23 protein-coding genes are annotated in these 24,682 nt (G+C 44.1%); 15 read left to right on the top strand and 8 right to left on the bottom strand.

The features are described from left to right. Nucleotides 1-102 precede the first annotated feature (102 nt). From ACZ43I_RS09645 to ACZ43I_RS09605, 9 genes are all read left to right on the top strand, one after another. Nucleotides 103-390: a hypothetical protein gene (locus ACZ43I_RS09645; protein ID WP_344704045.1), complete on the top strand. Its 288-nt coding sequence runs from the start codon at nt 103-105 to the stop codon at nt 388-390. 250 nt (nt 391-640) lie between these two features. Then, a complete protein-coding gene (gene glpT / locus ACZ43I_RS09640; protein ID WP_344704043.1) occupies nt 641-2,002 on the top strand; it encodes a glycerol-3-phosphate transporter in 1,362 nt (453 codons plus the stop codon). Nucleotides 2,003-2,375: 373 nt separating this feature from the next. Then, on the top strand, nt 2,376-3,053 hold the full coding sequence (locus ACZ43I_RS09635) for an N-acetylmannosamine-6-phosphate 2-epimerase (RefSeq protein ID WP_344704042.1): 678 nt from the start codon (nt 2,376-2,378) through the stop codon (nt 3,051-3,053). 33 nt (nt 3,054-3,086) lie between these two features. After that, on the top strand, nt 3,087-3,962 hold the full coding sequence (locus ACZ43I_RS09630; protein WP_344704040.1) for an N-acetylneuraminate lyase: 876 nt from the start codon (nt 3,087-3,089) through the stop codon (nt 3,960-3,962). 24 nt (nt 3,963-3,986) lie between these two features. Further along, nucleotides 3,987-5,018, top strand: coding sequence for a sialic acid TRAP transporter substrate-binding protein SiaP (locus tag ACZ43I_RS09625; protein ID WP_344704038.1), 1,032 nt, complete (start codon nt 3,987-3,989; stop codon nt 5,016-5,018). Between the two features lie 27 nt (nt 5,019-5,045). Next, a complete protein-coding gene (locus ACZ43I_RS09620) occupies nt 5,046-5,513 on the top strand; it encodes a TRAP transporter small permease (protein WP_344704036.1) in 468 nt (155 codons plus the stop codon). Beyond that, the gene (locus ACZ43I_RS09615; RefSeq protein ID WP_344704034.1) at nt 5,514-6,794 is read left to right on the top strand and encodes a TRAP transporter large permease; all 1,281 of its coding nucleotides are present in this window, start codon (nt 5,514-5,516) and stop codon (nt 6,792-6,794) included. Between the two features lie 58 nt (nt 6,795-6,852). Next, nucleotides 6,853-7,761, top strand: coding sequence for an ROK family protein (locus ACZ43I_RS09610; RefSeq protein ID WP_344704032.1), 909 nt, complete (start codon nt 6,853-6,855; stop codon nt 7,759-7,761). A gap of 6 nt (nt 7,762-7,767) precedes the next feature. Beyond that, complete coding sequence (locus ACZ43I_RS09605) at nt 7,768-8,610, top strand: MurR/RpiR family transcriptional regulator (protein WP_344704030.1); 843 nt, start codon at nt 7,768-7,770, stop codon at nt 8,608-8,610. A 200-nt stretch (nt 8,611-8,810) separates the two neighbouring features. Here ACZ43I_RS09605 and ACZ43I_RS09600 read toward each other — a convergent pair whose 3' ends face one another. Both ACZ43I_RS09600 and ACZ43I_RS09595 read right to left on the bottom strand, forming a co-directional pair. Next, nucleotides 8,811-9,050, bottom strand: coding sequence for an indolepyruvate ferredoxin oxidoreductase subunit alpha (locus ACZ43I_RS09600; RefSeq protein ID WP_344704028.1), 240 nt, complete (start codon nt 9,048-9,050; stop codon nt 8,811-8,813). A gap of 173 nt (nt 9,051-9,223) precedes the next feature. Further along, nucleotides 9,224-9,985 carry an NRDE family protein gene (locus ACZ43I_RS09595; RefSeq protein WP_344704026.1) on the bottom strand — a complete coding sequence of 254 codons (762 nt, stop codon included), beginning with the start codon at nt 9,983-9,985 and terminating at the stop codon, nt 9,224-9,226. 103 nt (nt 9,986-10,088) lie between these two features. On the opposite strand from ACZ43I_RS09595, the gene ACZ43I_RS09590 reads away from it, so the two are divergent. Continuing rightward, on the top strand, nt 10,089-12,086 hold the full coding sequence (locus ACZ43I_RS09590) for a penicillin-binding transpeptidase domain-containing protein (protein WP_344704024.1): 1,998 nt from the start codon (nt 10,089-10,091) through the stop codon (nt 12,084-12,086). A 143-nt stretch (nt 12,087-12,229) separates the two neighbouring features. Here ACZ43I_RS09590 and ACZ43I_RS09585 read toward each other — a convergent pair whose 3' ends face one another. Continuing rightward, nucleotides 12,230-12,430 (bottom strand): cold-shock protein, encoded by a 201-nt coding sequence (locus ACZ43I_RS09585; protein ID WP_031546097.1) that lies wholly within the window; start codon nt 12,428-12,430, stop codon nt 12,230-12,232. A 242-nt stretch (nt 12,431-12,672) separates the two neighbouring features. Continuing rightward, nucleotides 12,673-13,563, bottom strand: a complete 891-nt coding sequence (locus tag ACZ43I_RS09580) for a fructose bisphosphate aldolase (protein ID WP_344704021.1) — start codon at nt 13,561-13,563, stop codon at nt 12,673-12,675. 231 nt (nt 13,564-13,794) lie between these two features. On the opposite strand from ACZ43I_RS09580, the gene ACZ43I_RS09575 reads away from it, so the two are divergent. After that, nucleotides 13,795-14,547, top strand: a complete 753-nt coding sequence (locus ACZ43I_RS09575; RefSeq protein WP_344704019.1) for a glycerophosphodiester phosphodiesterase — start codon at nt 13,795-13,797, stop codon at nt 14,545-14,547. Nucleotides 14,548-14,556: 9 nt separating this feature from the next. Here the strand turns inward: ACZ43I_RS09575 and ACZ43I_RS09570 are convergent, their stop codons facing one another. After that, nucleotides 14,557-14,907: a DoxX family protein gene (locus ACZ43I_RS09570; RefSeq protein WP_344704016.1), complete on the bottom strand. Its 351-nt coding sequence runs from the start codon at nt 14,905-14,907 to the stop codon at nt 14,557-14,559. A gap of 406 nt (nt 14,908-15,313) precedes the next feature. Next, the gene (locus ACZ43I_RS09565) at nt 15,314-16,234 is read right to left on the bottom strand and encodes a DMT family transporter (protein ID WP_344704013.1); all 921 of its coding nucleotides are present in this window, start codon (nt 16,232-16,234) and stop codon (nt 15,314-15,316) included. A 130-nt stretch (nt 16,235-16,364) separates the two neighbouring features. On the opposite strand from ACZ43I_RS09565, the gene ACZ43I_RS09560 reads away from it, so the two are divergent. Both ACZ43I_RS09560 and ACZ43I_RS09555 read left to right on the top strand, forming a co-directional pair. Beyond that, nucleotides 16,365-16,943: a nitroreductase family protein gene (locus tag ACZ43I_RS09560; RefSeq protein WP_344704011.1), complete on the top strand. Its 579-nt coding sequence runs from the start codon at nt 16,365-16,367 to the stop codon at nt 16,941-16,943. 61 nt (nt 16,944-17,004) lie between these two features. Then, nucleotides 17,005-20,016 carry an efflux RND transporter permease subunit gene (locus ACZ43I_RS09555; protein WP_344704009.1) on the top strand — a complete coding sequence of 1,004 codons (3,012 nt, stop codon included), beginning with the start codon at nt 17,005-17,007 and terminating at the stop codon, nt 20,014-20,016. Between the two features lie 42 nt (nt 20,017-20,058). Here ACZ43I_RS09555 and ACZ43I_RS09550 read toward each other — a convergent pair whose 3' ends face one another. Further along, nucleotides 20,059-20,952, bottom strand: a complete 894-nt coding sequence (locus tag ACZ43I_RS09550; protein ID WP_344704007.1) for a cation diffusion facilitator family transporter — start codon at nt 20,950-20,952, stop codon at nt 20,059-20,061. 53 nt (nt 20,953-21,005) lie between these two features. Continuing rightward, nucleotides 21,006-21,848 (bottom strand): prephenate dehydratase, encoded by an 843-nt coding sequence (locus tag ACZ43I_RS09545; RefSeq protein WP_344704005.1) that lies wholly within the window; start codon nt 21,846-21,848, stop codon nt 21,006-21,008. A gap of 429 nt (nt 21,849-22,277) precedes the next feature. Here ACZ43I_RS09545 and ACZ43I_RS09540 point away from each other — a divergent pair, with 429 nt between their 5' ends. After that, on the top strand, nt 22,278-23,339 hold the full coding sequence (locus ACZ43I_RS09540) for a D-alanine--D-alanine ligase family protein (RefSeq protein ID WP_344704003.1): 1,062 nt from the start codon (nt 22,278-22,280) through the stop codon (nt 23,337-23,339). A 59-nt stretch (nt 23,340-23,398) separates the two neighbouring features. Further along, entirely contained in the window at nt 23,399-24,625 is a 1,227-nt protein-coding gene (gene pepT / locus ACZ43I_RS09535) for a peptidase T (RefSeq protein WP_344704001.1), read from the top strand. The last annotated feature ends 57 nt before the right edge of the window (nt 24,626-24,682 follow it).

Here is a 24,682-nt window from a genome sequence, read left to right as displayed (position 1 = left end):
ATTTCAAATCTAGTTAATTAGCGAATATTTAGATTATAGACATTCAATCAGAGCTACGTTTTGATATAATTGGTTTTAGAAGACGACAAAGGATGGGATTTTATGCAAGTGATAATGGTTGTGGCAGTTTTTGCCCTGGGGCTTTTTGGTTTCAATAAACTGATGGGATACAAAAAGGAAAATATAGTATTCGATTTTGAAGAGCGCTACACCGATCATGATGCGTATGTAAAAGCCGTACTTTCAGAACTCAAGAAAGAGGGACGAGAAGCCAGTTACCAAGGGGGTACCACATTTATAGTGGATGGCAAGCGTTATACTTTAGTGGAGCGCAATGTTTCCATGGGACCTGGTATATTGCAGAGGACCATTCTGCAGCCTGAGAAGTAATAGTAGATGTGAAGCAATTTTACCATGATCTGTCGTTATTACAGTAACATGTGAAAATCATGTAAATGTTTATGAAAGCGTTGACATAATTGGAAAGTTGGATTATTATTGTCTCACAAGTTAAAAAAAGCGGATTTAGAGACCACGCTGCCATCATTCGTCTTTTAGAAGACGAATATGGATTTTAGTGTGCTTTTTTTATGCTTTAATTGTAGTTTGTTTAAAACCATATTAGAAAAGAGGAGAGAATATGAGGAATTTCTTCAAACCACCTAAAGCTAAGGAAAGGCTTCCCGAAGATCAGGTGAATTCAGATTACAAAAAGCTGAGATTTCAAGTTTTTATGGGGATATTCATAGGATATGCAGCTTATTATTTAATAAGAAAAAACTTTTCGCTCGCTATCCCTTATTTGACTGAAGAAGGGTTTACAAAAGGAGAACTTGGATTGGCACTCTCCGCGATTTCCATCGCTTATGGAATAAGTAAGTTTGTGATGGCCACCATATCAGACCGAAGTAATGCCAGAGTCTTCCTGGCTACAGGGTTGATATTATCTGCGATCATAAACTTATTGATGGGCTTCGTACCCTTTTTCACTTCAACAGTTACCATCATGTTCATCCTCCTTTTCCTGAACGGATGGGTACAGGGGATGGGGTGGCCACCATCGGGTCGGGTGCTCGTCCATTGGTTCAGCGTAAGTGAGAGGGGCGGTAAGACGGCTATCTGGAACGTTGCACACAATGTCGGAGGCGGATTGATGGCCCCCCTTGCAATTGGCGGGGTAGCAATCGTCTCCACTTATTTTGGTGCCTCGTATGCAGGATACGAAGGTGTTTTCATTTTGCCTGCCCTTGTTGCAATTGTCATAGCGGTTGCGGCATTTGCGTTAATCCGAGATACCCCACAATCCATGGGATTGCCACCGATTGAAGAACATCGGGATGACTATCCGAACAAATCAAAGAAGACATTTGAGACAGAACTGACAACAAAAGAAATTCTATTTAAATACGTTTTGAACAATAAGTGGGTATGGGCAATTGCGATTGCCAATATATTTGTCTACTTTGTCCGCTACGGGGTCCTTGATTGGGCACCGACTTATTTGAGTGAAGAGAAAGGCTTTAGCATGAACGAATCAGGTATTGCATATTTCCTTTATGAATGGGCTGGTATCCCAGGCACATTGTTGTGTGGGTACATCTCAGATAAAGTCTTTAAGGGACGACGTGGGCCAGCAGGTGTGGTTTTCATGGTCGGGGTGCTTGTCGCCGTACTGGTGTATTGGTTCAATCCAGCAGGAAATCCGTTGATTGATAACTTTGCACTTATAGCAATAGGTTTCCTGATATATGGACCGGTTATGCTGATTGGCTTGCAAGCCTTGGATTTTGTACCTAAGAAAGCTGCTGGAACAGCAGCAGGTCTTACCGGATTCTTTGGTTATATAGGTGGCGCAGTATCAGCTAACGCAATTATGGGATATGTCGTGCAAGGTTTCGGCTGGGATGCAGGCTTCCTTCTACTGACAGGCTCATGTATACTTGCAATCATCCTATTTGCGGTTACCTGGAATGTCCGTGGCCAGGAAGTAGTAAAAGGCTAAGTATTTGAAATTGAATCTTTGTTATTAGATATATTAAAAGTAGTGCTACAGTTCCTGTGGCACTACTTTTTTGTTGGGCAGATTGTTTTGATTAGATCAATATGTTGACTCACATGAATTAGAGAGTAGCCTACGAAGGATAAAATTTAGTAAAGAATACGACTGTATGATAATTCACAATGAAGGCAATACTGTATCTACTAGAGAGAGTATGAAATTGATTTTAGATGGAGAAGGCGTAAAACATTAAATGATCATTGGCAATCAAAAATAAATTTAAATTGACAACTAAGTATAATTACAGTATATTGAAACTAATGAAAGCGCTTTATGGTTATCAAGCAAGTGACATTTTACGAAAGGAGGAAATCTTATGGAAGTAATGGACAAAATCAGAGCGAATCTGATAGTGTCCTGCCAAGCTTTAGAAGAGGAACCTTTGCACAGTTCATTCATCATGGGAAGAATGGCTTTGGCGGCCTTGGAGGGTGGAGCATCGGGCATCCGCGCCAATACAGTTGAAGACATTAAAGAAATCAAAAATAATGTATCACTCCCCATCATCGGTATCATAAAGAATGAACACCCGGGGAACGATGTCTTCATTACACCTACAATCAAGGAAGTCTCAGCACTCCAAGAAGCAGGGTGTGAGATTATTGCTTTTGATGCAACAGAGAGGGAGCGTCCGGATGGAAAATCCTTCCCGGAATTTTTCAGGGAAGTAAAACATAAATTCCCTGATCAGCTATTCATGGCTGACGTTTCTACTGTAGAAGAAGCATTGATGGCTGAAAGGGAAGGTGTGGACATCATCGCCACCACACTTGTTGGATATACATCTTATACAAAAGAGGATAAGCCGCTTGAAGTGTTAGATGAAATATTGAAAAGGACCAAAAAACCTGTCATTGCCGAAGGAAATTACGATTCTGTAGAAAAAGTTCAGAAGGCACTTGATCTAGGCGCACATTCAGTCGTAGTGGGAAGTGCAATCACAAGACCTCAGATAATAACCCAAAAGTTTGTAGCAGGAATTAAAAATAAATGAACGAGTATATGAATTATGATGGAGGACTTATTTATGAAGGGCATTTTTACAGCGCTTATAGGCGCTTTTGATGAGCAGGGCCAGATCAATGAAAAAGGTCTGAGAGAAATAGTACGGTATAACATCGATCACTCAAAAGTTGATGGATTATATGTGAATGGGAGTACAGGTGAGAACTTCCTATTATCTACGCCGCAAAAAAAGAAAGTTTTTGAAATAGTGAAGGATGAAGCAGGTCAGGAAGTGAAGCTGATCGCACAAGTTGGTTCCTTGAATTTAGAAGAATCCATCGAACTTGCAAAATTCACTACAGAATTGGGATATGATGCATTATCAGCTGTGACACCGTTCTACTATAAGTTTGATTTCGAAGAAATAAAGGATTATTACAATGCCATCCTGGAAGAAGTCGATAATCAGATGATTGTTTATTCTATACCAGCCTTGACGGGCGTGAATATGAATCTAGAGCAGTTCAGAGAACTTTTTGAGAATGAAAAAATTACAGGCGTAAAATTCACAGCCCCAGATTTCTTCCTATTGGAAAGGTTGAGGCATGCCTTCCCTGAAAAGCTGATTTATTCAGGCTTTGATGAAATGCTTCTTCCAGCAAGCGTATTGGGGATAGATGGCGCAATAGGAAGTACATTCAATCTCAACGGAGTGAAAGCAAGGGAGATATTCGAATCCGCTCAAAAGGGTGATTTGGAGAAGGCGAGGAAGCTTCAGAAAGAAACGAATGATATGATTTCCGATGTTTTATCAAATGGTTTGTATCAGACGATAAAAGAAGTTCTGAAAGTCAGAGGTGTCGATGCAGGGGTATGCAGAAAACCTATGAAATCAGCTACTGAATCACAGATTAAGTTTGCTGCAGAAATCCAAAAAAAGTATTTTGAAAACAAATAATAAAAGGATATGGGGGACTTTAGAATGTCAAAAAAATTACTTAGTATGGTTTCATTGTTCATGTTGATACTAGTGTTAGGAGCATGTTCCAACGAAGGGGAAGCCGATTCTTCAGAATCAGAATCCGGTAGTGAAGCAACAGAAAGCTATGAATTGAAGTTCGGTATGGTAGCAGGCACAGTCCAGAATGAATACAAAGCTGCTGAAAAACTGGCAGATTATGTCGAAAAAGAAAGTGATGGACAATTGACGATAAATCTCTATCCAGATTCTCAGCTCGGAGATGACCGTGCAATGCTCGAACAAGTGAGGGAAAATAGCCTGGATATTACTTTTGCCGAAACAGGACGCTTTGGCATCTGGGTACCACGTGCAGAACTGATGGGCTTGCCTTACATCGTGGATGATTTTGATCATCTCAAGAAAGTAGTAACTGAAACGGAATATGGTGAAGATCTGCGTAAAGAATTGGTTGAAGAACATAATTGGAAGATTGCAGGAACAGCGTATAACGGAACAAGACAAACTACTGCTAATAAGGAAATCAATGAATTGGCAGATATGGAAAATTTGAAGTTGAGGGTTCCTGAAGCAGACAATCTATTGGACTATGCTAAATACACAGGTGCTGCGCCTACCCCTATGGCATTCACAGAAGTTTATATGGCACTTCAGACTAATTCAGTTGATGGCCAGGAGAATCCATTGTCTACAATCGATGCACAAAAATTTTATGAAGTACAAGACTATCTCGCTATGACGAACCACGTAGTGAACGATGCGAACTATGTAGTAAGCAATGACACTTGGGAAAAGCTGCCTAAAGATCTGCAGAATATTCTACAAGAAGGTATTGATATGGCTGTAGAAGAGCATACTTCACTTTTCGAGCAGGAAGAAGCGGATTTGATCTCTAAATTCGAAGACGAGGGCGTTACAGTAACAGAACCAGACCTTGGACCATTCAAAGAAGCGGTTGAGGAAGCATATCCTAAGTACTTGGAAGATGTTGAAGATGGAGATGCTATTTTAGAACAGATTGACGAAGTACGTTAATTTTGAAGCTACTCTAGGGGAATGTATATGAAAAAGTTCTTTAATAATCTAGAAGAAATTATCGGAGGATCACTATTCATTGTGATCCTCATAGTGTTGGGGCTCCAAATATTTTCGAGACAAATATTGGATGATCCAAATACCTGGTCTGAGCAACTCGCAAGATTTCTATTTGTATATGTGGGATACCTTGCCATCTCCTCTGAAATTAAGAATGAAGGGCATGTAAGAATTGAATACTTTTTCGACAAGATGCCTGAAAAAGTGCAGATTGTAATACATTATACATTTCAAGTCCTGATGGGTATCATTTTGATACTGATGGCTTACGTGGGTTATGAATTGAGTATGCGTAAAGTGCCAGTCGAAATCGTTTCACTCAATATTTCATACGTTTATATGTATATGGCTCTACCATTGCTGTCACTTCTCATGCTCTACAGATTGATTGAAGTTAATGTGAAGAATATCAGAAAAAGAAAGGGGGCAAAATAAGTGGATGTATTATTTGTTTTGCTCCTCTGGGTAGTGTTTCTGCTCCTCGGTATGCCGGTAGGTTTTACATTACTACTTGCCGCTTTTGCCTACTTCATAACAAACGATTGGAGCCTCGTATTCTTTACCGGTGCAAAGTTAGTGGAGAGCCTCGATGTATTTTCACTTCTTGCAGTTCCGTTTTTCATCTTGACAGGCACACTGATGAACTCATCAGGCATTACTGAGCGCATATTCAGCTTCGCCAAGTCACTGGTCGGTCATTTCACTGGAGGGCTCGGTCATGTGAACATAATGGCAAGTCTAATGTTTTCAGGGATGTCAGGTTCAGCATTGGCTGATGCAGGCGGCCTTGGTCAACTGGAGATAAAATCAATGCGTGATGGGAAGTATGATGATGATTACGCGGGTGGATTGACCGCAGCATCTGCAATCATCGGTCCAATCATTCCACCGAGTATTCCATTGATTATTTATGGTGTAGTCTCGGACCAATCCATTGCAAAACTCTTTTTAGCAGGCGTAGTCCCAGGCGTTTTGATGGCAGTTTCATTGATGGTAGTTGCGTATGTATTCGCAAAGAAGCGCGGCTTCCCGAAAGAAGAAAAAGCAACTATTAAACAGCGGGCTGTCAGTTTCAAGGAAGCTTTCTGGGCATTATTGACACCAGTCATCATTATTGGTGGCATATTTTCCGGGATGTTTACGGCTACAGAAGCAGCGGTGATTGCGACAGTCTACGCCATGATACTTGGCTTTTTCCTATACAAAGAGCTTACAATTAAAAAGTTCTTCAATAATGTTGTGGATTCGCTAAAGTTAACAGGTGTCGCAATTCTTATGATTATAGCAGTAGAGTTTTTTGGACAGATGATTGCACACGAACGTGTGGCTATGAAAATAGCTGATTTCTTCATCAACGTTACGGACAATCCAATAATATTATTGCTGCTGATCAACCTCTTGCTGATACTTTTGGGCACATTCATCGAATCATTAGCTTTACTTATCCTACTGATTCCGATCTTGGTGCCGGTAGTTATGGCAGCGGGTGTGGATCCAGTACACTTTGGAATCATTGTAATCCTTAACCTGATGATTGGTATATTGACACCACCTATGGGAATGGCGTTGTTCGTTGTTTCAAAAGTAGGAGATATTCCTATTCATACCATTACTAAAGGTGTAATACCATTCTGGATACCTCTATTTATAACATTGCTGATTATTACAATATTCCCAGAAATAGTTCTATTTTTGCCAAATTTATTGAGTCCATAGATGGAGAGGGAAATCTGAAAAGATTTCCCTTTATATTTTATTGAAAGGAGTATATTTTATGATTACTGCATTTGATATAGGAGGCACCTCCATAAAATTTGGCATTGTCGACCAAGAGGGTAAAATCTTATTCAAAAGTTCTTTCCCTTCAGATATTCATATAGGTGGCGAACGGATCATCCGTAAGATAATCCAACAGATTGGATTACTTGAAAAAGATTGGCAAATAGAAGGGGTAGCTGTCAGTACAGCAGGACAGATTGATTCTCATGAGGGAATGGTAGTTCATGCCACAGACAACATCCCCAATTACACCGGACTGGAAATCAAAAGTATGATTGAAAGAGAGACGGGACTTCCGGCTGAAGTGGAGAATGATGTGAACTGCACGGCTCTCGGTGAATACTGGAAGGGCGCGGCACGTGATTCAAATGATTTCCTATGCCTGACGTTGGGTACAGGCATAGGTGGTGCCCTCTTCTTGAATGGCTCTTTATATACAGGTGACACGTTTGGAGCAGGGGAAATAGGGCATATGTCTCTGTATCCGGGGGGGCGGCCATGCACTTGTGGTAACTCAGGATGTTATGAACAATATGCATCAACCTCAGCTCTTCAAAGATCGGTGGATGAATTGTTTAAAGAAGAAACTGATCTAAGACACTTTTTTGAAAAAGTGAGAGAGAGTGATATTGGGTCCCTTGAAGTATTCCATAAATGGGTAGAGGATTTGGCCACAGGTCTGCAGTCAACAGTACATGTATTGAATCCTTCACTTATCGTGGTTGGAGGAGGAATTTCAGAACAAGGAGACTTGCTGATACAACAGATCATCAAGTCAGTGGAGCCTAAAATCATGCCTAATCATAGAAGGCGACTGGAAATAGTTGCAGCAGAGCATGGCAATGATGCAAATCTAATAGGTGCCGCGAAACATTTCTTCGATTCCAAACATATTAGAAAGTAGTGAAACATGTTGGAGAAACGACATAAGATTATTGGCAAACCATCGATTGTCATGGAGCAGAACAAACAAAGCTTTACAAAATCTGAATGCAAAATTCATCACTATATCATGAATAACAGTGAAGAAGTACTTTATCATTCGCTGACTGAATTGTCAGAGGCAAGTGGAGTAGCTGAAGCGACGGTGCTAAGGTTCTTCCGTAAATTAGGCTTTAAGGGGTTTCAGGACTTCAAGTTTTTATTTGCCCAGGAAGTATCAACTAAATCCGATTATGAAGAGTGTGAGACTTACGTCGAGAAAATAAAGCATAATACAATCCAGGCAATTGAAGACTCCTATGACATAATCGATCATGAATTGTTGGAGGATTGTATAGAGATAATTCATCAGAATTCCGATGTGGTGATATTCGGTGTAGGCTCTTCAGGGATAGCCGCCCAAGATATGCAGACGCGGTTGATGCGGATAGGAAAGCATGTGGATTGTGTTACAGATCCGCATTTCCAATTTATGCGTGCATCTTCCATGAATGATGAGACTGTAGTAATTGCAATCAGTTTAACGGGGAGTACAAAAGATATAGTTGATAGCTCGGCTATAGCAAAAGAAAATGGAGCTAAAGTTATAGCGCTTACGAATTATGTAAAATCACCTTTAACGCGACACGCAGATATCGTCCTGCTCTCTTCATCTAAGGAAAGCCCATTGGAAAGCGGTTCATTGACCTCAAAGATCACTCAGTTATTTCTGATTGACCTCATATGTACAGGATTGGCCATCAAAAATTATGAGACGGCTGAAAAAGTTAAGATGAAGACCACCAAAAACACTGCAAGAAAACTATATTGAGACACGGATTCCCTAAATGAATCGAGAATTATTTTTCTACCGATAGATTCATGTATACTCGCAATCATCCTGTTTGCAGTCACCTTTAATGTTCGGGGTCAGGAAGTAGTGAAAGGTTAAAATATTTATATAAAAAAGATTCCTTTGAAGTTTTTCAAAGGAATCTTTTTGGTTTTGGAGCATTCCAAAACATTGTGTAATTATTTGCTTGCAAAGAATTTCTCTGCTTTTTCAAGGAATGGTTCCTCTTCAGGAGTCATTTCATACTCCTCTACTATCGCGTCGACGGGGCAGACTGCTACACATGCTCCGCAGTCGATGCAGATATCTGGATCAATATAGAACTGATCCTCACCTTCCTCGATGCAATCGACTGGACAGACATCTACACACTCTCCGGACTTCTCTTCCATACATGGTTGAAGGATTACATAAGCCATTGGTATCCCTCCTTACTCTATATAAGATTCGTTCGCTGCATAGCGTAAAAAATATGAATCAAGATTCAAAATATAAAAATCAATGTCTAACTGTGATCATGTTGGCTGCCCAATCTATATTTCAATAATACGGCAAAAAATAGGGGAGGTCAATTAAGAGTCCAATTATCCGACTATCGTCTGATATCAAATTGGAAGCGGGATTCATCAATCTGTCTTCTGTTTTTAAAAGTACGCTCAATGAAGGTCACCTTATCGTCGTGATCGACAAGGAGCACGGTGGAAGAGCGTGTCCCGTAATTCCCTATATCTATGAAGGCAGGGGATAGGCTGCGTTCCAACTCTTCGGGAAGTCCCGTAGCAGGCAGATTCTCAACTGCTTTGTCCTCATTTGCCAATAGCTCGAAAATGACCTCCGGATCAGCTTGATGTGTCGCGTCCAGATGGGAGTTCAAGCCTTTAGTGCCATTTACGACTTTCGGCCAGGGCGTATCAAGATGATGGTTGCTAAGCCCATGTACTCCATCTGTCACCTGTACAATTGGACTCTCGTCATTATTAAGGTAGAACAATTCATCTGGGTTTCCCACCAGAAGATTGAATCCAGCATAGGCATGCTTATCACGTTCCAGTGCTTTTAAGTAGGATTTTGGAGAAGTATCCTGGACGAGGAAGTTACGGATGAGGTCTCCCCTCGACTTTTTCTCTCCTTGTTCTTCGTTAGATCTGATGTTGGTGACTGCAGCTATTCGGCCGGATTTTGTAATGCCGAGCCACGTTCCGCATTTTGAAAGATCACGTCCGGCCAGAATATCGGGGTGTTCTTCCCAAAAGTGAGCGGGAGCAGTCGGACGGTCATATGCTTCGTCGCGGTTTGCACCAATTACAAGTTTATATTCGGGATGTTGATTCTTTTGGAATAGTATCAGACACATGTAATCACTCCTTTAGTTTTACGCTATACATTTATAGTAACATGCTGTTGCGGTGCATATGACGATTGATATAATGGGGGAAATGGGAATAAGGAGAGTTTGCATGAAGAAATCAGTGTGGCTGGTGCTAGCGGTTTTGCTCGCCCTAGGAGTGGGGGCCTATCTGCTCGTTGCTTCCGGTTTTTTTCAAAAGTCTGAAGAGGAGACTGTGGAGCGTTTCACGGAAGCGTTTGAGAACGGCGACTATGAGGCCATTTATCCGCTTCTGACAAAAGAAGCCAAAGACAATTATGAGAAAAAGGAAGTGAGCGGCAGAACAGCCGATATATATGGATCTCTGAAAGTCGAAAATGTGAAATTGAAGGGGCTTGAAGCCAAGGACACTGAAAAGAAGGGTGTCAAGTCACATGTGGGGACGCTCGTGCTGGAAAGTACATATGGAAACTTAGAACGCGAGTTTGATATTCCCTTGGTCTACAATCAGGATGAAAATGATTGGTTTATAGACTGGTCTCCAAACATGATCATTCCGGACCTTGATGATGGTGAAGTGGCGATGGAGTTCACAGCTGGAGAACGCGGTGAAATATTGGCCAGTTCCGGCACACCCCTTGCGTCAAATGGCATAAAGGAGACGGTCGGTTATATTGCCGGTCAGACGGAAAAAGAGGAGGTGATGGAAGCTTCGGATGTCCTCGACATGAAGGAGTCAGCATTGACGGATGTCACGGAGCAGGGATGGATAGAAGAAGGCCAATTTGTTCCGCTTAAAGATGCACACCGCTTCAATGAAGAGAAGAGAGAAGAATTCGCTTCCTACGGCTTATCCATCCGGGAGTATCCTTCCAGGGAATATACGTTGGATGAAGCGGCATTCCATCTCATCGGTTATGTGGGTCCTGTAACAGCAGAAGATATCGAAGAGAATGAAGGTTATAGCACGGGCGACATGATAGGCAAGAGGGGACTCGAGCAGCTTTATGAAGAACGACTCAAGCCAAAAAGGGGCTACACCATTTCAATAGTCGATGACGCAGGTAATGTAATTGAAACGTTATTCGATGAAAAGGCAGAAGATGGGGAGGACATTACACTCACCATAGATGAAACCCTGCAGTCGACAGTATATAGTAAACTATCTTCAGATTCTGGAGCGAGTGTTGCAGTGGATCCTGATAATGGTGATATTTTATCTGCGGTTAGCTATCCCGCGCCGAGCCCATATGATTTCATGTTCGGAATATCCACCTCAGATTATGAAGAGTTGGAAACGGATAAAGATCAGCCACTGCTCAACAAATTTAACCGGGCAGCGTCCCCTGGTTCGACCCAGAAGCTGCTCACTGCACTGATTGCCATGAACACCGACGGATTTGATCCCGACGCCAATATGGAAATAAATGGGAAAGGTTGGCAGAAGGATGCTTCGTGGGGTGGTTATGAAGTGAACCGTTATCATGTGATGAACGAATCCTTCGATTTGAAGAAGGCTCTGACGTACTCCGACAACATCTATATGGCACGTACTGCACTTGAAATCGGTTCTGATCGCTTTATTGAAGGTATGAAAGATCTTGGTATCGGCCACGAATATGATACGGATTATCCAATCTATACAAGTCAGGTTTCCAATGAAGGTACAATCGACAGTGATATACTGCTTGCCGATACGAGCTATGGGCAAGGGGAACTGTTGATTTCCCCAATCCAAATTGCAACAATCTATGCAGGAGTAGTCAACGGAGGAGATATCCACGTGCCGCATGTCTTGGCAGACTCTGAGATGGAGACACTTGCTGAAGATATTGCGCCCGAGGAGGACCTCGACTATCTGGAATCGGCGATGCGTGATGTGGTCAAGCTGAACCACCCTGATGATGCAGAACGTGATTATGCCCAATTTGCCGGTAAGACTGGCACGAGTGAAAATAAAAGTTCGCAGGATGCAAGAGGGGAGGAGACTGGCTGGTTCATCGGCTACGATCAGAATGAGAAAGACATGATGCTCAGCTTATATGTAGAAGAAGTGGAAGATAGGGGCATGAGTGAATATACAGCGAAGAAATTTGCGGAAATACATGATGAATTGAGAGAACAGTAGACAACTTGTAGTGCAGAGCCTCCTTGAATCTGGAATCGGGATCAAGGAGGCTTGATTTTATCAGAGACAAAAAAACCCCATCTCATATGAGATGGGGTTTCCATTAACTAACATAAACTACTAAAATATTACTTAAAATATTATTAAAGTTTAACGATGTTAACAGCTTGTGGTCCACGCTGACCTTCTTCAACGCTGAATTCTACTGCTTGACCTTCGTCAAGTGTTTTGTAGCCTTCGCCTTCGATGTTGGAGAAGTGAGCGAATACGTCGTCTCCGCCTTCAACTTCGATGAAACCGAAACCTTTGTCTGCATTGAACCATTTAACTGTACCTTGTGTCATATAAATGACCTCCAAATAAAAATTTAATAATATCTTAAGTGCGAAAACATAAAAAAATTCACACATTACAAAGAGTACCGGCTAAGATCACGATTACTATTTGTAATATGTGAATTAGATACTGAGTTGTACTTATAAGACTTATTAAAGTAACTATACATCATTAAAGGGATCTTGTCTATAGGAAAGGGCTATTTATTTTGAAAAAGATTTGACCCTCCTAATTAGGAGGGTCTGGAATCTTACTTCTTGTTCACTGAAGCATCATAGATTGTATCTACAGCATCCTTCAGGTTTTTATCGAACTCCTCGTCGGATTGGTTGACGTTGAGGTCTGCTGCTAATGCGCGGGAGAAACTTGCGATCAAGCCATCGTTTTCACGGAGCTTTTCATTGGCTTCATCCCTTGAATAGCCACCTGACAATGCAACGACACGTACTACCTTATCGTGATCGATGAGTGGTTTATATGCATTTGCTTTTGTAGGAATGGAAAGTTTGAGCATCACTTCCTGATCATCTGAGAGCTGATCAAGGTGCTTTTCAATCTCTTTCCTCAATATTTCTTCGGACTGTTCCTTGTTGTCGCTGTAGACGTTCACTTCTGGTTCGATGATTGGCATCAGGCCGGCATTGAGAATCTTATGTGCGACTTCAAACTGCTGCTCAACGACTTCTTTGATGCCTTGTGCATTCGGCTCAAGAATATTTGAGCGCATCTTTGTGCCGAAGATATTGCGTTCGTTGGCACGCTTCAACAAGTCATCCAATTCCGGCATCGGCTTCATGAGCTGGACACCATCTTTCTCGTCAGCCAAGCCTTTGTCGACTTTGAGGAATGGGGCGATACCTTTATCTGCAAGGTAATCAGCTGTATACTTGCCTTCAATTTCCCGGTCCATAGTCTGCTCGAACAGGATGGCCCCTAGAATCTGATCAGAATTGAAGGAAGGGGAAGTGATGATGCGCGTACGCATTTCATGTACAAGGTCGAACATTTCAGCTTCATTGGAATAAGCATCCTCTTGTACGCCATATGCGAGCAGTGCTTTTGGTGTACTACCGCCACTCTGGTCGAGTGCTGCGATGAAGCCTTTTCCATTTCTTACTTTTTCGAGCTGTTGTTGATTCATGAATTCCACTCCTTTTATTTTTCGTGTTCTTTATACTATTCCCGAAAACGGGAAGTGTATAACGTATTTCACTATACATCATAATTCTGTATCATAAATGGTATCTAGTCAAACATTATCGCTCCCTTTGGCCGGTGGATTTTTGGACATGCAAAAGTGCAGACGATGGAGTAAGGTATTCACTGTATATGAAAAACGAATTTATGGAAGCATGCGGAAAGGAGAGATTTGATGTGGACGAAAGTTTTTGCGCACAGAGGTGCGATGGGCGACTATCCGGAAAATACATTACTTGCTTTTAAAAAGGCACTGGACGCAAGTATTGATGGTCTGGAAATCGATGTTCATTTGAGTAGGGATGGGGAAGTTGTCGTCATACATGACGAAGATATAAAGCGCACAACCGATGGCCATGGGGCAGTCCGGGATATGACATTGGAAACACTCAGGGAGGTGAGCGCCGGCGTCACGTTCTCCGACTACAAGTACTACGACCCGGAGGTATGGAAAAAGGAAAAGATTCCTACATTAAATGAAGTGCTCGCGTTGGCTGAGGGGTACAATGTCGAACTGAATATCGAATTGAAGACGGATGTCATACAATATGAAGGGATTGAAAGAAGGGTGTTTGATATCGTCGGAGCATATGGATGTCATGAGAAGGTGATCTATTCATCATTTAATTTGTCGAGTCTTGCACGCATGAAAATGGCTCATCCAGAGGCGCGTCTCGCGTGGTTGACGAAAGAGGTGCCGGAACGGGCAGAGCATTATATGGGCAAGCATTCACTCGAAGCCCTGCATATCAGTTGGAAGGCGATACTGGAACAACCAGAACGGATCAGTGGCATCGGGGAGAGGATAAGGGCGTGGACGGTCAATGATTGGGAAACGGCGGCAGACCTTATTGGGCATGGCGTGGGTACGCTGGTGACGGACTATCCAAAAGAAATGAAGGAAATACTTCGAAATGTAGAAAAGTAGGACCAAGTCCTACTTTTTTATGTCACCAAGCATATCCACCATCAGTTTCTGTAACGGCAGTCTGCCGAGCAACGCCCATTTCGGGAGATGGGACAACCCAAGTTGCCTTTGATGCGTATACATATAGATATTCGCCGGGAAAACCGCCCATAAAAATGCTTGCATGGCGGTCAGTTGACTATTGCGGACTTTGCCGCCTAGCAACAGTATTCCAAAGATGATTTCGAGAAGACCTGTAAAATAAGCGATGAAGGTTTTGAACGGTATTATGGCAGGGACGATTCCGGCAAATTTTCCGGGTTTCAGGAAGTGGATGACGCCTGCTGCAAAAAAGACGCCGCCCATTATGATTCTCTTCATGGTGTTGCTCCTTTACTGTATTATTCCCACCATTATACGCCTGTTACGCCGGCCTTGTAAATTCGAAAACTGTAATTTGATTAGAGGGGAGTATAGAAGGCACAAACTAAATTTTCACGGTTTTATGATATTGAAAAATCTTACCTTTGGAAGCGGTTGATAAAGAATTTATAAATAAATCAAATAATCTATTTACACAGGCCAACCATGTGGTATAATTTCCTAAAATAAAGAACGAGGGGTTACGCAGATGGAAGCAAATTTGGCAGATTTCATGATACAGATGATGGCATTGGTTACAGCAGGGGGATTCGGTTATTTCGTATACAAATTGAATAATGACGGGTCAGGAAAAGGCACCGAATAGCATCATTCCCCTTCATAGCAGAAGCTTTGAAGGGGAATTTTATATCTGTAGAAGAATGATGCCGGTGAGGATCATGATGGCACCTGCAATCCGCCTCTTATCTAGGGCTTGGGGTGGTATGCCGAATAGTCCGAAATGATCGATCAATAGACCGGTCAGCATCTGACCAAAAATGACGCTCATCAAGGTCAAAGTTGTACCAAGATGGGGCATAAGGATGATATTGGTCGTAATGTACACGGCACCGAGTGCCCCTCCGATGAAATGCCAAGCCTGCAACCGTCCGCCTTCCTGGTTTGTAAGGGCCACTTTAAGATGTCCGGCGCTTAGGAGGGATAGCAGGAGAAGAGCCAGCGTGCCTATGGCGAATGAAATCAACGACGCCATATAGAAGGAACCGACTTCATATCTCAGCAGACTGTTGACTGCCGTCTGCACCGGAGGGATCGAGCCCGTCATCAATCCAAAGAAGAGCCATATGTTTGAAGGGTTGTCGTCATGTCTTGCTGACTTTCTTTTATAGTTCATGAATATGATGCCTATAATCATGATGGCGATACCGGTAATGCGCCTGATGTCTAGTGGTTGGAGCGGTGCATCGAACCAGCCGAATGTATCGATGAAGAGGCTGATGATCATTTGGCCTGCAACCGTCATAATCACCGTCAGTGCTGCTCCAATCCTCGGCAATAGAATCATGTTGCCGGTCAGATAGACGACGCCCATCAGGCCACCGAGGAACCATATGTATGAGAAGTCATGTGACGATAAGAAAGCGAACGAGAGTTTCCCCGGATTCATGACGACATTGAGGCCAATCAGCAGCAATGTACCTGTCAAAAATGAATAGAACGAAGCCATTATGAGCGAATGTGTAAAGTGCGACAGGCGATTGTTTACAGAAGTCTGCACAGGCACAAGCATACCTGCAAATATGCCCAGGATGAGCAACAGAATCAAAGGAAGTCCCCCTTTTCATAAAGTCATTGCCAAATGATATCATAAATATGTAAAGATTCGGGGAAATCTGGTAGTCTTGAGCCAACAAGTTGTAATTTTATAGTGAATACATATTAAAGGAGCTAAAAAAATGGATGTGTTGAGTGCAATCAAAAACAGGCGTAGTACACCGAAATTGAAAGAGGCGCCTGTGGATCCGAAAAAAATCGAAAAGATATTGGAGGCTGCGGTCTGGGCGCCGAACCATCATATGACGGAGCCTTGGAAATTTTTTGTGCTCAGTGGGGAAGGCAGAAGACCATTCTCCCGTGTCCTGAGAGAAGTGGCGAAGGGACGTGTCGACGATCCTGAATCCGAAAATGGTCAAAAGCGTATCGAAAAAATCAGCAGAAAACCATTTGCCGCGCCAACAGTCATCGTGGTCGCCCTGTCTCCAAGCGGCAAGGAAAAAGCGATATATATAGAAGACGTCTGTGCTGTTGCCGCTGCTTCACAAAATATGCTGCTTGCAACCCATAGCCTGGAGCTCGGTGCAATATGGCGTAGCGGTCCAATCTATAACACCCCTGGCGTCAAAGAATACTTCAACTTGAGGGAAGATGAGGAAATACTTGGGGTCATCTTTTTAGGGGAGCCTGAAGTGGAGAAGAAAAAGGCAACCCGTACACCGTACGAAGAAAAGACGACATGGATTGACGCCGACAGTTGATGCTTGACGTCCATCTGTTGAATGATGATCATACCACCATAAAAAGAGACGAGGCAGAAAAATGAAACGTATTTATGAAATGGTCCTAGAACGAAGCCTTCTATTCATCATTTTGATAATCACCATTTCACTCTTTGGCATCTACACTTTTCTGACTGTTGAACAGCGGGAAATACCGGAGACTGAGGTCAATATCATCAATATCACTACTGCATGGCCCGGAGCCGACAAGCAGGATGTCGAGAGCAGTATTACCGAGGTCATCGAATCACGGATATTCAGTGTGGCGGGTGTGGAGGATGTCTCTTCCGTTTCGCAGGATGACATATCAGTCCTCAACTTGCAGCTGTCCAACTCGGCAGATGCCGAATCCGCATTGAATGAAGTGAACAATCTTATGGGAAGCCTGGCTGGCAGTTTTCCGGAGAATGCAGCCGAACCTGAAGTTGAATCCATCAGCAATGCCTTTCCCTTACTCAGCTACCAATTCCATAGTGGGGATATGGCAAACCTCTACGATATAAGAAGCGATATAGAGAAGTTGAAGCGAGAAGTCGCCCAGATTGATGGCATCGATGGTGTGACCGTCAAAGGATACACGGACAAGGAATTTGAAATCGAATTGGATCGGGAAGCGATGACGGCAGCCAAAGTGAATCCAAATCAGATATTGAGCGAAATCAATGCTTCACTGAACCCTGTCGCGCTTGGTCAGGAGGAAAGTGATGGAAACATCATCCGTCTATCCTTCGAAGATGGCACACCGCTTGAAGTGCTTGGACAAGTCAGAATCGGCACAGAAAGCACGCCGCTGACCGAAATCGCCAACATAGAAGAAACTATGGGCAATCCGGAAGATATAGTGGAATATGAAGGGGATAGGGCCGTCTCCTTTACTGTCTTCTTGTCGAAGGGGCAGGATGTGCCTTCTGTATCAAAGGATGTAGAGGCGGTTGTTGATGAGCGGATATCTGAATTACCGGATACGGTTGATGTGACGACACTGTCTTCAGAACGCGAAAACGTAGAAGATATATTCGTCGGCCTCTATTTGTCCCTTGGCATCGCCCTGGTCGCAGTCATCTTGAGCACATCTTTAGGACTGTCGCTGATTGGCTCAATAACTGTAATGGCTACCGTACTACTGTCTGTGATCATCGGCATCATTCCAGTGCCATGGTTCGGCGTCGATCTGAACCAGATATCCATCATCGGGCTAATCATCGCGCTTGGTATACTGGTCGACGATTCGATTGTAGTGAACGATAATATCGAGCGCCGATTCACTTTGGGGGATGATCGGTTGAATGGTGTCTATAACGGCATCAAGGAAGTGGCACCATCCGTTATCTCATCCACACTCGCGATCGTCTTCACATTTATGCCGCTGCTGCTGTTGTCTGGGGCAAATGGCGATTTCATCAAAGCGCTCCCCAGCATATTGATCACCACAATGATCGTGTCCACAGTTTTGGCACTGACTTTCGTGCCGGCTGTACGCTATCTTCTTAACCGTAAAAAAGTACCTACTCACCCGGGGCTTTTGGGCCGGTTGTTTGCAAAGGGCGGAGACCTGTACGCCGACAAGTTTCTTCCCGCAATCATCAAACGCCCATTGATCACATTTCTGGCGGTGCTTGTCATCGGCATACTATCAATTGGCCTTGTGCGTTTCACACCGTTCGAATTCTTTCCTGAGGCAGACCGCTCTGAAGTGACGGTCGATTTGATATTCGATGAGGAACAGACGATTGATCAAACGCATGATGATGCAAATGAAGTCGTGGACTATATGACTTCAGAAATGGCGCACATAGAAGCGGTATCGCTGTTTACAGGGACAGGTCTGCCGAACCTTTTCGGTGCTTCCCTTGACCAGTCCGGTGCGAATACAGCACAGGTGGCGCTGGAAATAGATAAAGAACAGATCAGTGCCTCGGAAACGATCAATCAGTACGAAGATCAGCTGCGGGAGGCCTTCCCGGAAGCGACGATATTCATGGAGACCACCGTCCAGGGGCCACCAGCCGGTGCACCGGTTACAGTTGAAATCTACGAAGAGGATTTGTCGCTTCTGTCGGATCAGTCCACCAAGCTGAAGACAACGCTTGAAGAACAAGGTGCGCTTGTCACGACGAATCTCGGTGAATCTGTACCGACACTCAACTACAGTATCGACTACAAAGCGCTTGAAGAAGACGGGATATCCGTATCGCAAGTCAAGAACGAACTGAATATGCTGTCCCAAGGCATTCCGATTCAAGACATCATCGTAGAAGGTGAAAAGCGGAGAACAACATTGAAATATTCGAATGCCTCTGAACTAGAAGATGTCGACATCATCAAGATGACAGGGGAGCAGCCGGAAACATTTCCGCTGACCGATTTTGTTGAAGTCGAGGAAACGGAAGACTATAAGTACATCCATCATCAGGACGGGGACCGGGCAGCAGAATTGAAAGTCTATGTCGATGATGAAGCGGCTGTAAAGGAAGAAATAGCCTCTTTCAGTGAAAATCTACCCGACTCAAGTGAACTTATCGTCGGCGGTGAAACATCTGACCAGACCGACTTCTTCGTGGAAATCGGAATATTATTTGCGGTCATACTGGTACTGGTGTATCTGGTTATCGCAATTGAATTCAATTCGATCGTCATGCCGCTGATTATAGTATTCAGTATATTCCTGGCCATCAGTGGGGGCATCATCGGTCTATTCGTAACACAGACACCAATCAGTTTCCTCGGTGTAATGGGGATGGTATCACTATCCGGTATCGTCGTCAGGAACTCCGTCGTATTGCTTGATTTCATAGAAGCAAGGCGTAAGAGTGGAACCTTCGCTATAGAAGAGGCAATCTATGACAGCGGGCGGGCACGGTTCAAACCGATTGCGCTGACGACGCTTACGAGCATCATCGCCCTGACACCGGTCGCACTCTCAGGCGATGTACTGTTCGTGCCGTTGGCTGTAACCGTTATTGCAGGCATCGCATTCTCGACTGTCCTATCGCTGATCGCCACACCAAGCCTATATTACCTGTACTACAAGGTGCGTTACAGGAAAGGTTGAAAAAACGCCGGATGACTGAGAGTCATCCGGCGTTTTAGCTTTTCATCCACGCTTCTCGTGCGTGAAGACGATTGTAGTCCAAAGGTTCAAAGGCAGTTCTTGAAGTCGTTCTTTGAGCTGATAACGTATATGATCCATAGTTCTGATGTCGATTGGGTTGCCCTGGGGAACGACATAATCGATTTCTATGTATAGCTTACTTCCCATTTTCTGGAGGCGCATATCATAGGAATCAAAAGAATAGGTGTTGCCGAGTTCAGCCACATGACCAGCCACTTCTTGTGAAATGACATGTTCAGGCGCCATCTCAAGCAACTCCCTCAATGCACCATACATTTCCGACAGCGGTACCTTTATGAAATAGCCGGCTACCAACAGCACCATCAGTGGATCTACAAACGGCACAATGAAATCAAGTGGTGTAAATGCAAGGCCCCAACCTATGATGAAACCGACGAAGACACCAAGGCTGAGCAATGCATCCATATGCCATTGGTTCATTTCCGCCGCAATCAATTCACTATCCTTGCCATACTTCCTGAAATAGAAATAGGCGATGAAACATCCGACCGTAGAAATGAATGCGTAGATGACACCTGACGACATGGCGACTTCATTTCCACCCGTAACTAAAGTGGCCAGTGCCTGTACAAGCGAAATGACGATCAGCACAAGGATGCCGAAGTATTTGATGACGATCGTCAATGGGATGAAGCTTTCCTTGCCGAAGGGAAACCGCTCTGGATCTTCTTTTTTGATGAACCGCAGTGCAATCATGGAGATGAATGACAAGATGACACTGATGAACGAGTAGTACCCGTCGAACTGTATCATCTGGCTTTTTGCGATGATACCCCACACGATACCGAGTACAGCAAAGGCGATGGCGCCAACAATCGATATGATGATGAGACGTTCTGCATTATTTTGTTTCATATGTAGTCCTTCTTTCTTGTATTCCCTCCGATTATACTATAAAAATGACTCGATCAGAACTGAATGTCCCCATAACAGGGGACCGCGCCTTTACTGTAGGCTCCAAGCATGTTGATGTATCTGCCCGCTTTCCCTACATCATGCAGTGCACGATTTAGTACATCACCCGTACCGGTCTCGACATCGATGAAGAAGCCATAGGAGAACGGTTTATGTTGGATGGGCCTGGAAGTGAGGTTCAATAGGTTGATGCCGTGCGTGCTGAATATGTTCAGAATCTCGTTTAGAGAGCCGGCACTATGATTCGTTTCGATATAGAGGGAAGTCTTGTCTCCACCAGCGTCCTGAATCCGCCCTTTCCTGAAAATTAGGAAGCGGGTTGTGTTCAGGGGATTATCGCTGATGTTTTCGCTGATGATGTGCATATTATAGAGTGCAGCCGCATGGGCTCCAGCTATGGCGGCCATAGTGTCGTCCCCGTCATGCTTAACCATCTGTACCGCTTCTGCCGTATCAGAATATTGGTGGGGTTTGATTGTCGGATGGTCATTTAAGTAGCCATGGCACTGCTCCAGCGCCTCGGGGTGCGAGTAGACATGCTGGACTTGCTCTATGTCCATCGGCATTCTGGAGATGAGGGCATGATCGATTTTGATGTATATTTCATCCACAGCACTAACCTCCAGATATTTCATAAGGTCGATCGTCCGCGTAATGGGGCCGCTGGTGGAATTCTCAACAGGCAGGGCAATGTAATCGACCACGTCCCGCATCATGTCGTCGACCAGAGATTTAAACGTTGCATATCCTTTAGTCGTGTAGGCCGCTTCGCCCATGAACGCTTTGCATGCAAGAGCACTGTAAGCCCCTTCTGTACCTTGATATCCAATCAACATAATAATCCACTCCTAATATGATAATAAAAAAACCATCCTATCTCCTGTTCCAGGAAATCCGGATGGTTTTGGTATGAGTAGCCCAGCCATACGGATTGCCCGATGGCCGAATGTGGAAATATCCACTTCAAATAGCCATCTTGGATTGAGGGCGTCCACATCCGTAATGGCATATGGACGCTATCTAAAATGGCTGAAAAAGAAAATATTCAATTGATTTGATGTGTACATCTTCATAGAACACACTCGTTTCATCAATAATGCATCCATGTTACCAGCCAGTTTATAAATTGTCAATATATTCGGTAAATTTATGGTATCATCAGCTTTAAAATCGAATATAAATTGAAGAAGTCGAACGCACTCTGTGATAATATTAAATTGTCATTCTAGAATATGATGTAGTGCAATGTAACGAGGAGTGTTCATATGGAAAAAATGAGTATAGGTATATTATATGGCGGACAGTCGACGGAGCACGAGGTCTCCATGCGTTCTGCTGCGAGCGTGCTGGAAGCTTTGGATAAAACAAAGTACGATGTCAGCCTGATCCACATCACGAAAGAAGGCGAGTGGCTGCTTGCTGACCACAATGAAGAAATTGAAGCATTGGTGGACGGTGAGAATGCTGTACAGTTATCCATCCTGCCGTCACAGCAGTTCAACTCACAAAAAGGCGCCTGCCGTTTTGATGTCATGCTTCCGATACTGCATGGTACTGCAGGGGAAGATGGGGTTGTGCAGGGTGTGCTTGAAATGATGGGGATACCGTATGCAGGGTGCAACGTGAGGAGTTCCGCGGTATGCATGGATAAAGATATGACGAAACGCCTGTTGAAATTGGAAGGCATCCAAGTTGCAGACTGGGTGGTGTATCGATATGATGAAAAAGAAGATGTCGATTTCGACATCGCAAAAGAACAGCTTGGTCTGCCGATGTTCGTCAAACCTGTAAACCAGGGATCTTCAGTCGGAGTATCGAAAGTCACCGATAAGGCATCATTCGACAAAGCAGTGGCTCTGGCTTTCCAATTTGATACGAAAGTGATGGCTGAAAGCGCGGTCAACGGCCGGGAAATCGAGGTATCCGTTTTAGGTAATGCGGAACTGACAGCGTCAGTGCCTGGTGAAATTGTTGCCAATACCGACTTCTATTCATACGAATCGAAGTATGAGGATGAAGATGGGGCAGCTCTTGAAATACCGGCGAAATTGCCACTCCAGACATCTGATGCGATAAGGCGGACAGCACTTGATGTGTATCGGGCGTTGGATTGTGAAGGAATGGCGCGTGTCGATGTCTTCCTGACCGACCAGGATGCCGTCATCGTCAACGAAGTGAACACGCTGCCCGGTTTCACGAGCATCAGCATGTATCCGAAGCTGCTTGAAGCTTCAGGCATTGCCTATCCGGAATTGTTGGATCAGCTGATCAGCCTGGCCCGTGAACGATCTTCAAGGGAAAAGGCATTGAAGACGGATTTGATGTAATCCCGGAATGGTATATAAATATCAATCACAACATTAAAACAGGATTGGGGATGGGAAAAGTGAAGAAACAATTGGCAGAGAGATTGATGCGGTATGCGAAAATCGATACGCAGTCGGACGCTTCAAGTAAAAGTGTGCCCTCTACGGATAAACAGTGGGAACTGATCAGGCTACTGGAAGCAGAATTGCAGGAAATAGGGATGCACGATGTCGAGGTGGATGACAAAGGCTACCTGATGGCGACTTTGCCGGCTAATGTAGAAGATGCACCTGTAATCGGCTTTTTGGCTCATGTGGATACAGCGACAGATTTCACCGGCCAAAATGTCAATCCGCAACTTGTCGATTATCAAGGTGGGGACATCGTCCTGAGTGAAGCGAAGGATGTCGTATTATCCGTGTCCGAGTTTCCGGAACTCGAGGGTTACATAGGACATCAACTGATGACCACTGACGGCACAACGCTGCTTGGTGCCGACAACAAGGCGGGAATTGCAGAAATCATGACTGCCATGGAGCATCTCATCAAACATCCTGAAATCGAACATGGCACCATAAGGGTCGCATTTACACCGGATGAGGAAATCGGACGGGGCCCCCGCGATTTTGATGTCGAGCGGTTCGGTGCCGACTTCGCCTATACAGTGGACGGCGGCCCGTTGGGTGAGCTGCAGTATGAGAGTTTCAATGCAGCATCTGCCGTCGTTACATTCATCGGCAACAGTGTGCACCCTGGTACAGCGAAGAACAAGATGGTCAATGCAGGGCGTATGGCGGCTGAATTCATCACCCGTTTCGATCGGGAAGATACGCCTGAACATACAGAAGGCTATGAAGGTTTTTTCCATCTCACCAATGTCGCCGGTGACGTTGAAGAAACAACAGCCACCTACATCATCCGGGATTTCGATGCAGCGCGCTTTGAGGAACGGAAAAAGGAAATGGAATCCCATGTAGAAGCACTCCAGGCCCAGTACGGAGAGGGCCGTGTGCATTTGGACATGGCCGACCAGTACTATAATATGCGGGATAAGATCGAGCCGCGTATGGAAATCGTAGAGTATGCGAGAGAAGCTATGGAGTCGTTGGATATCGAACCGGTTATCCAGCCGGTAAGGGGTGGGACGGATGGTTCACAACTATCCTATAAAGGTCTCCCGACACCGAATATATTCACCGGTGGTGAGAACTTCCATGGGAAATTCGAATACATCTCTACTGACAATATGGTAAAAGCTGCGTCTGTAATCGTCGAAATCAGCAGGAACGCAGCTTTACAAAAATGACGTTGCGCTGTAGAATGTCATGATGACGATAAGTGCTTTTGCCGTCAGGCAGAAGTA

Source organism: Salinicoccus jeotgali, from assembly GCF_055379195.1.
This window is presented reverse-complemented; position numbering and strand designations above follow the sequence as displayed.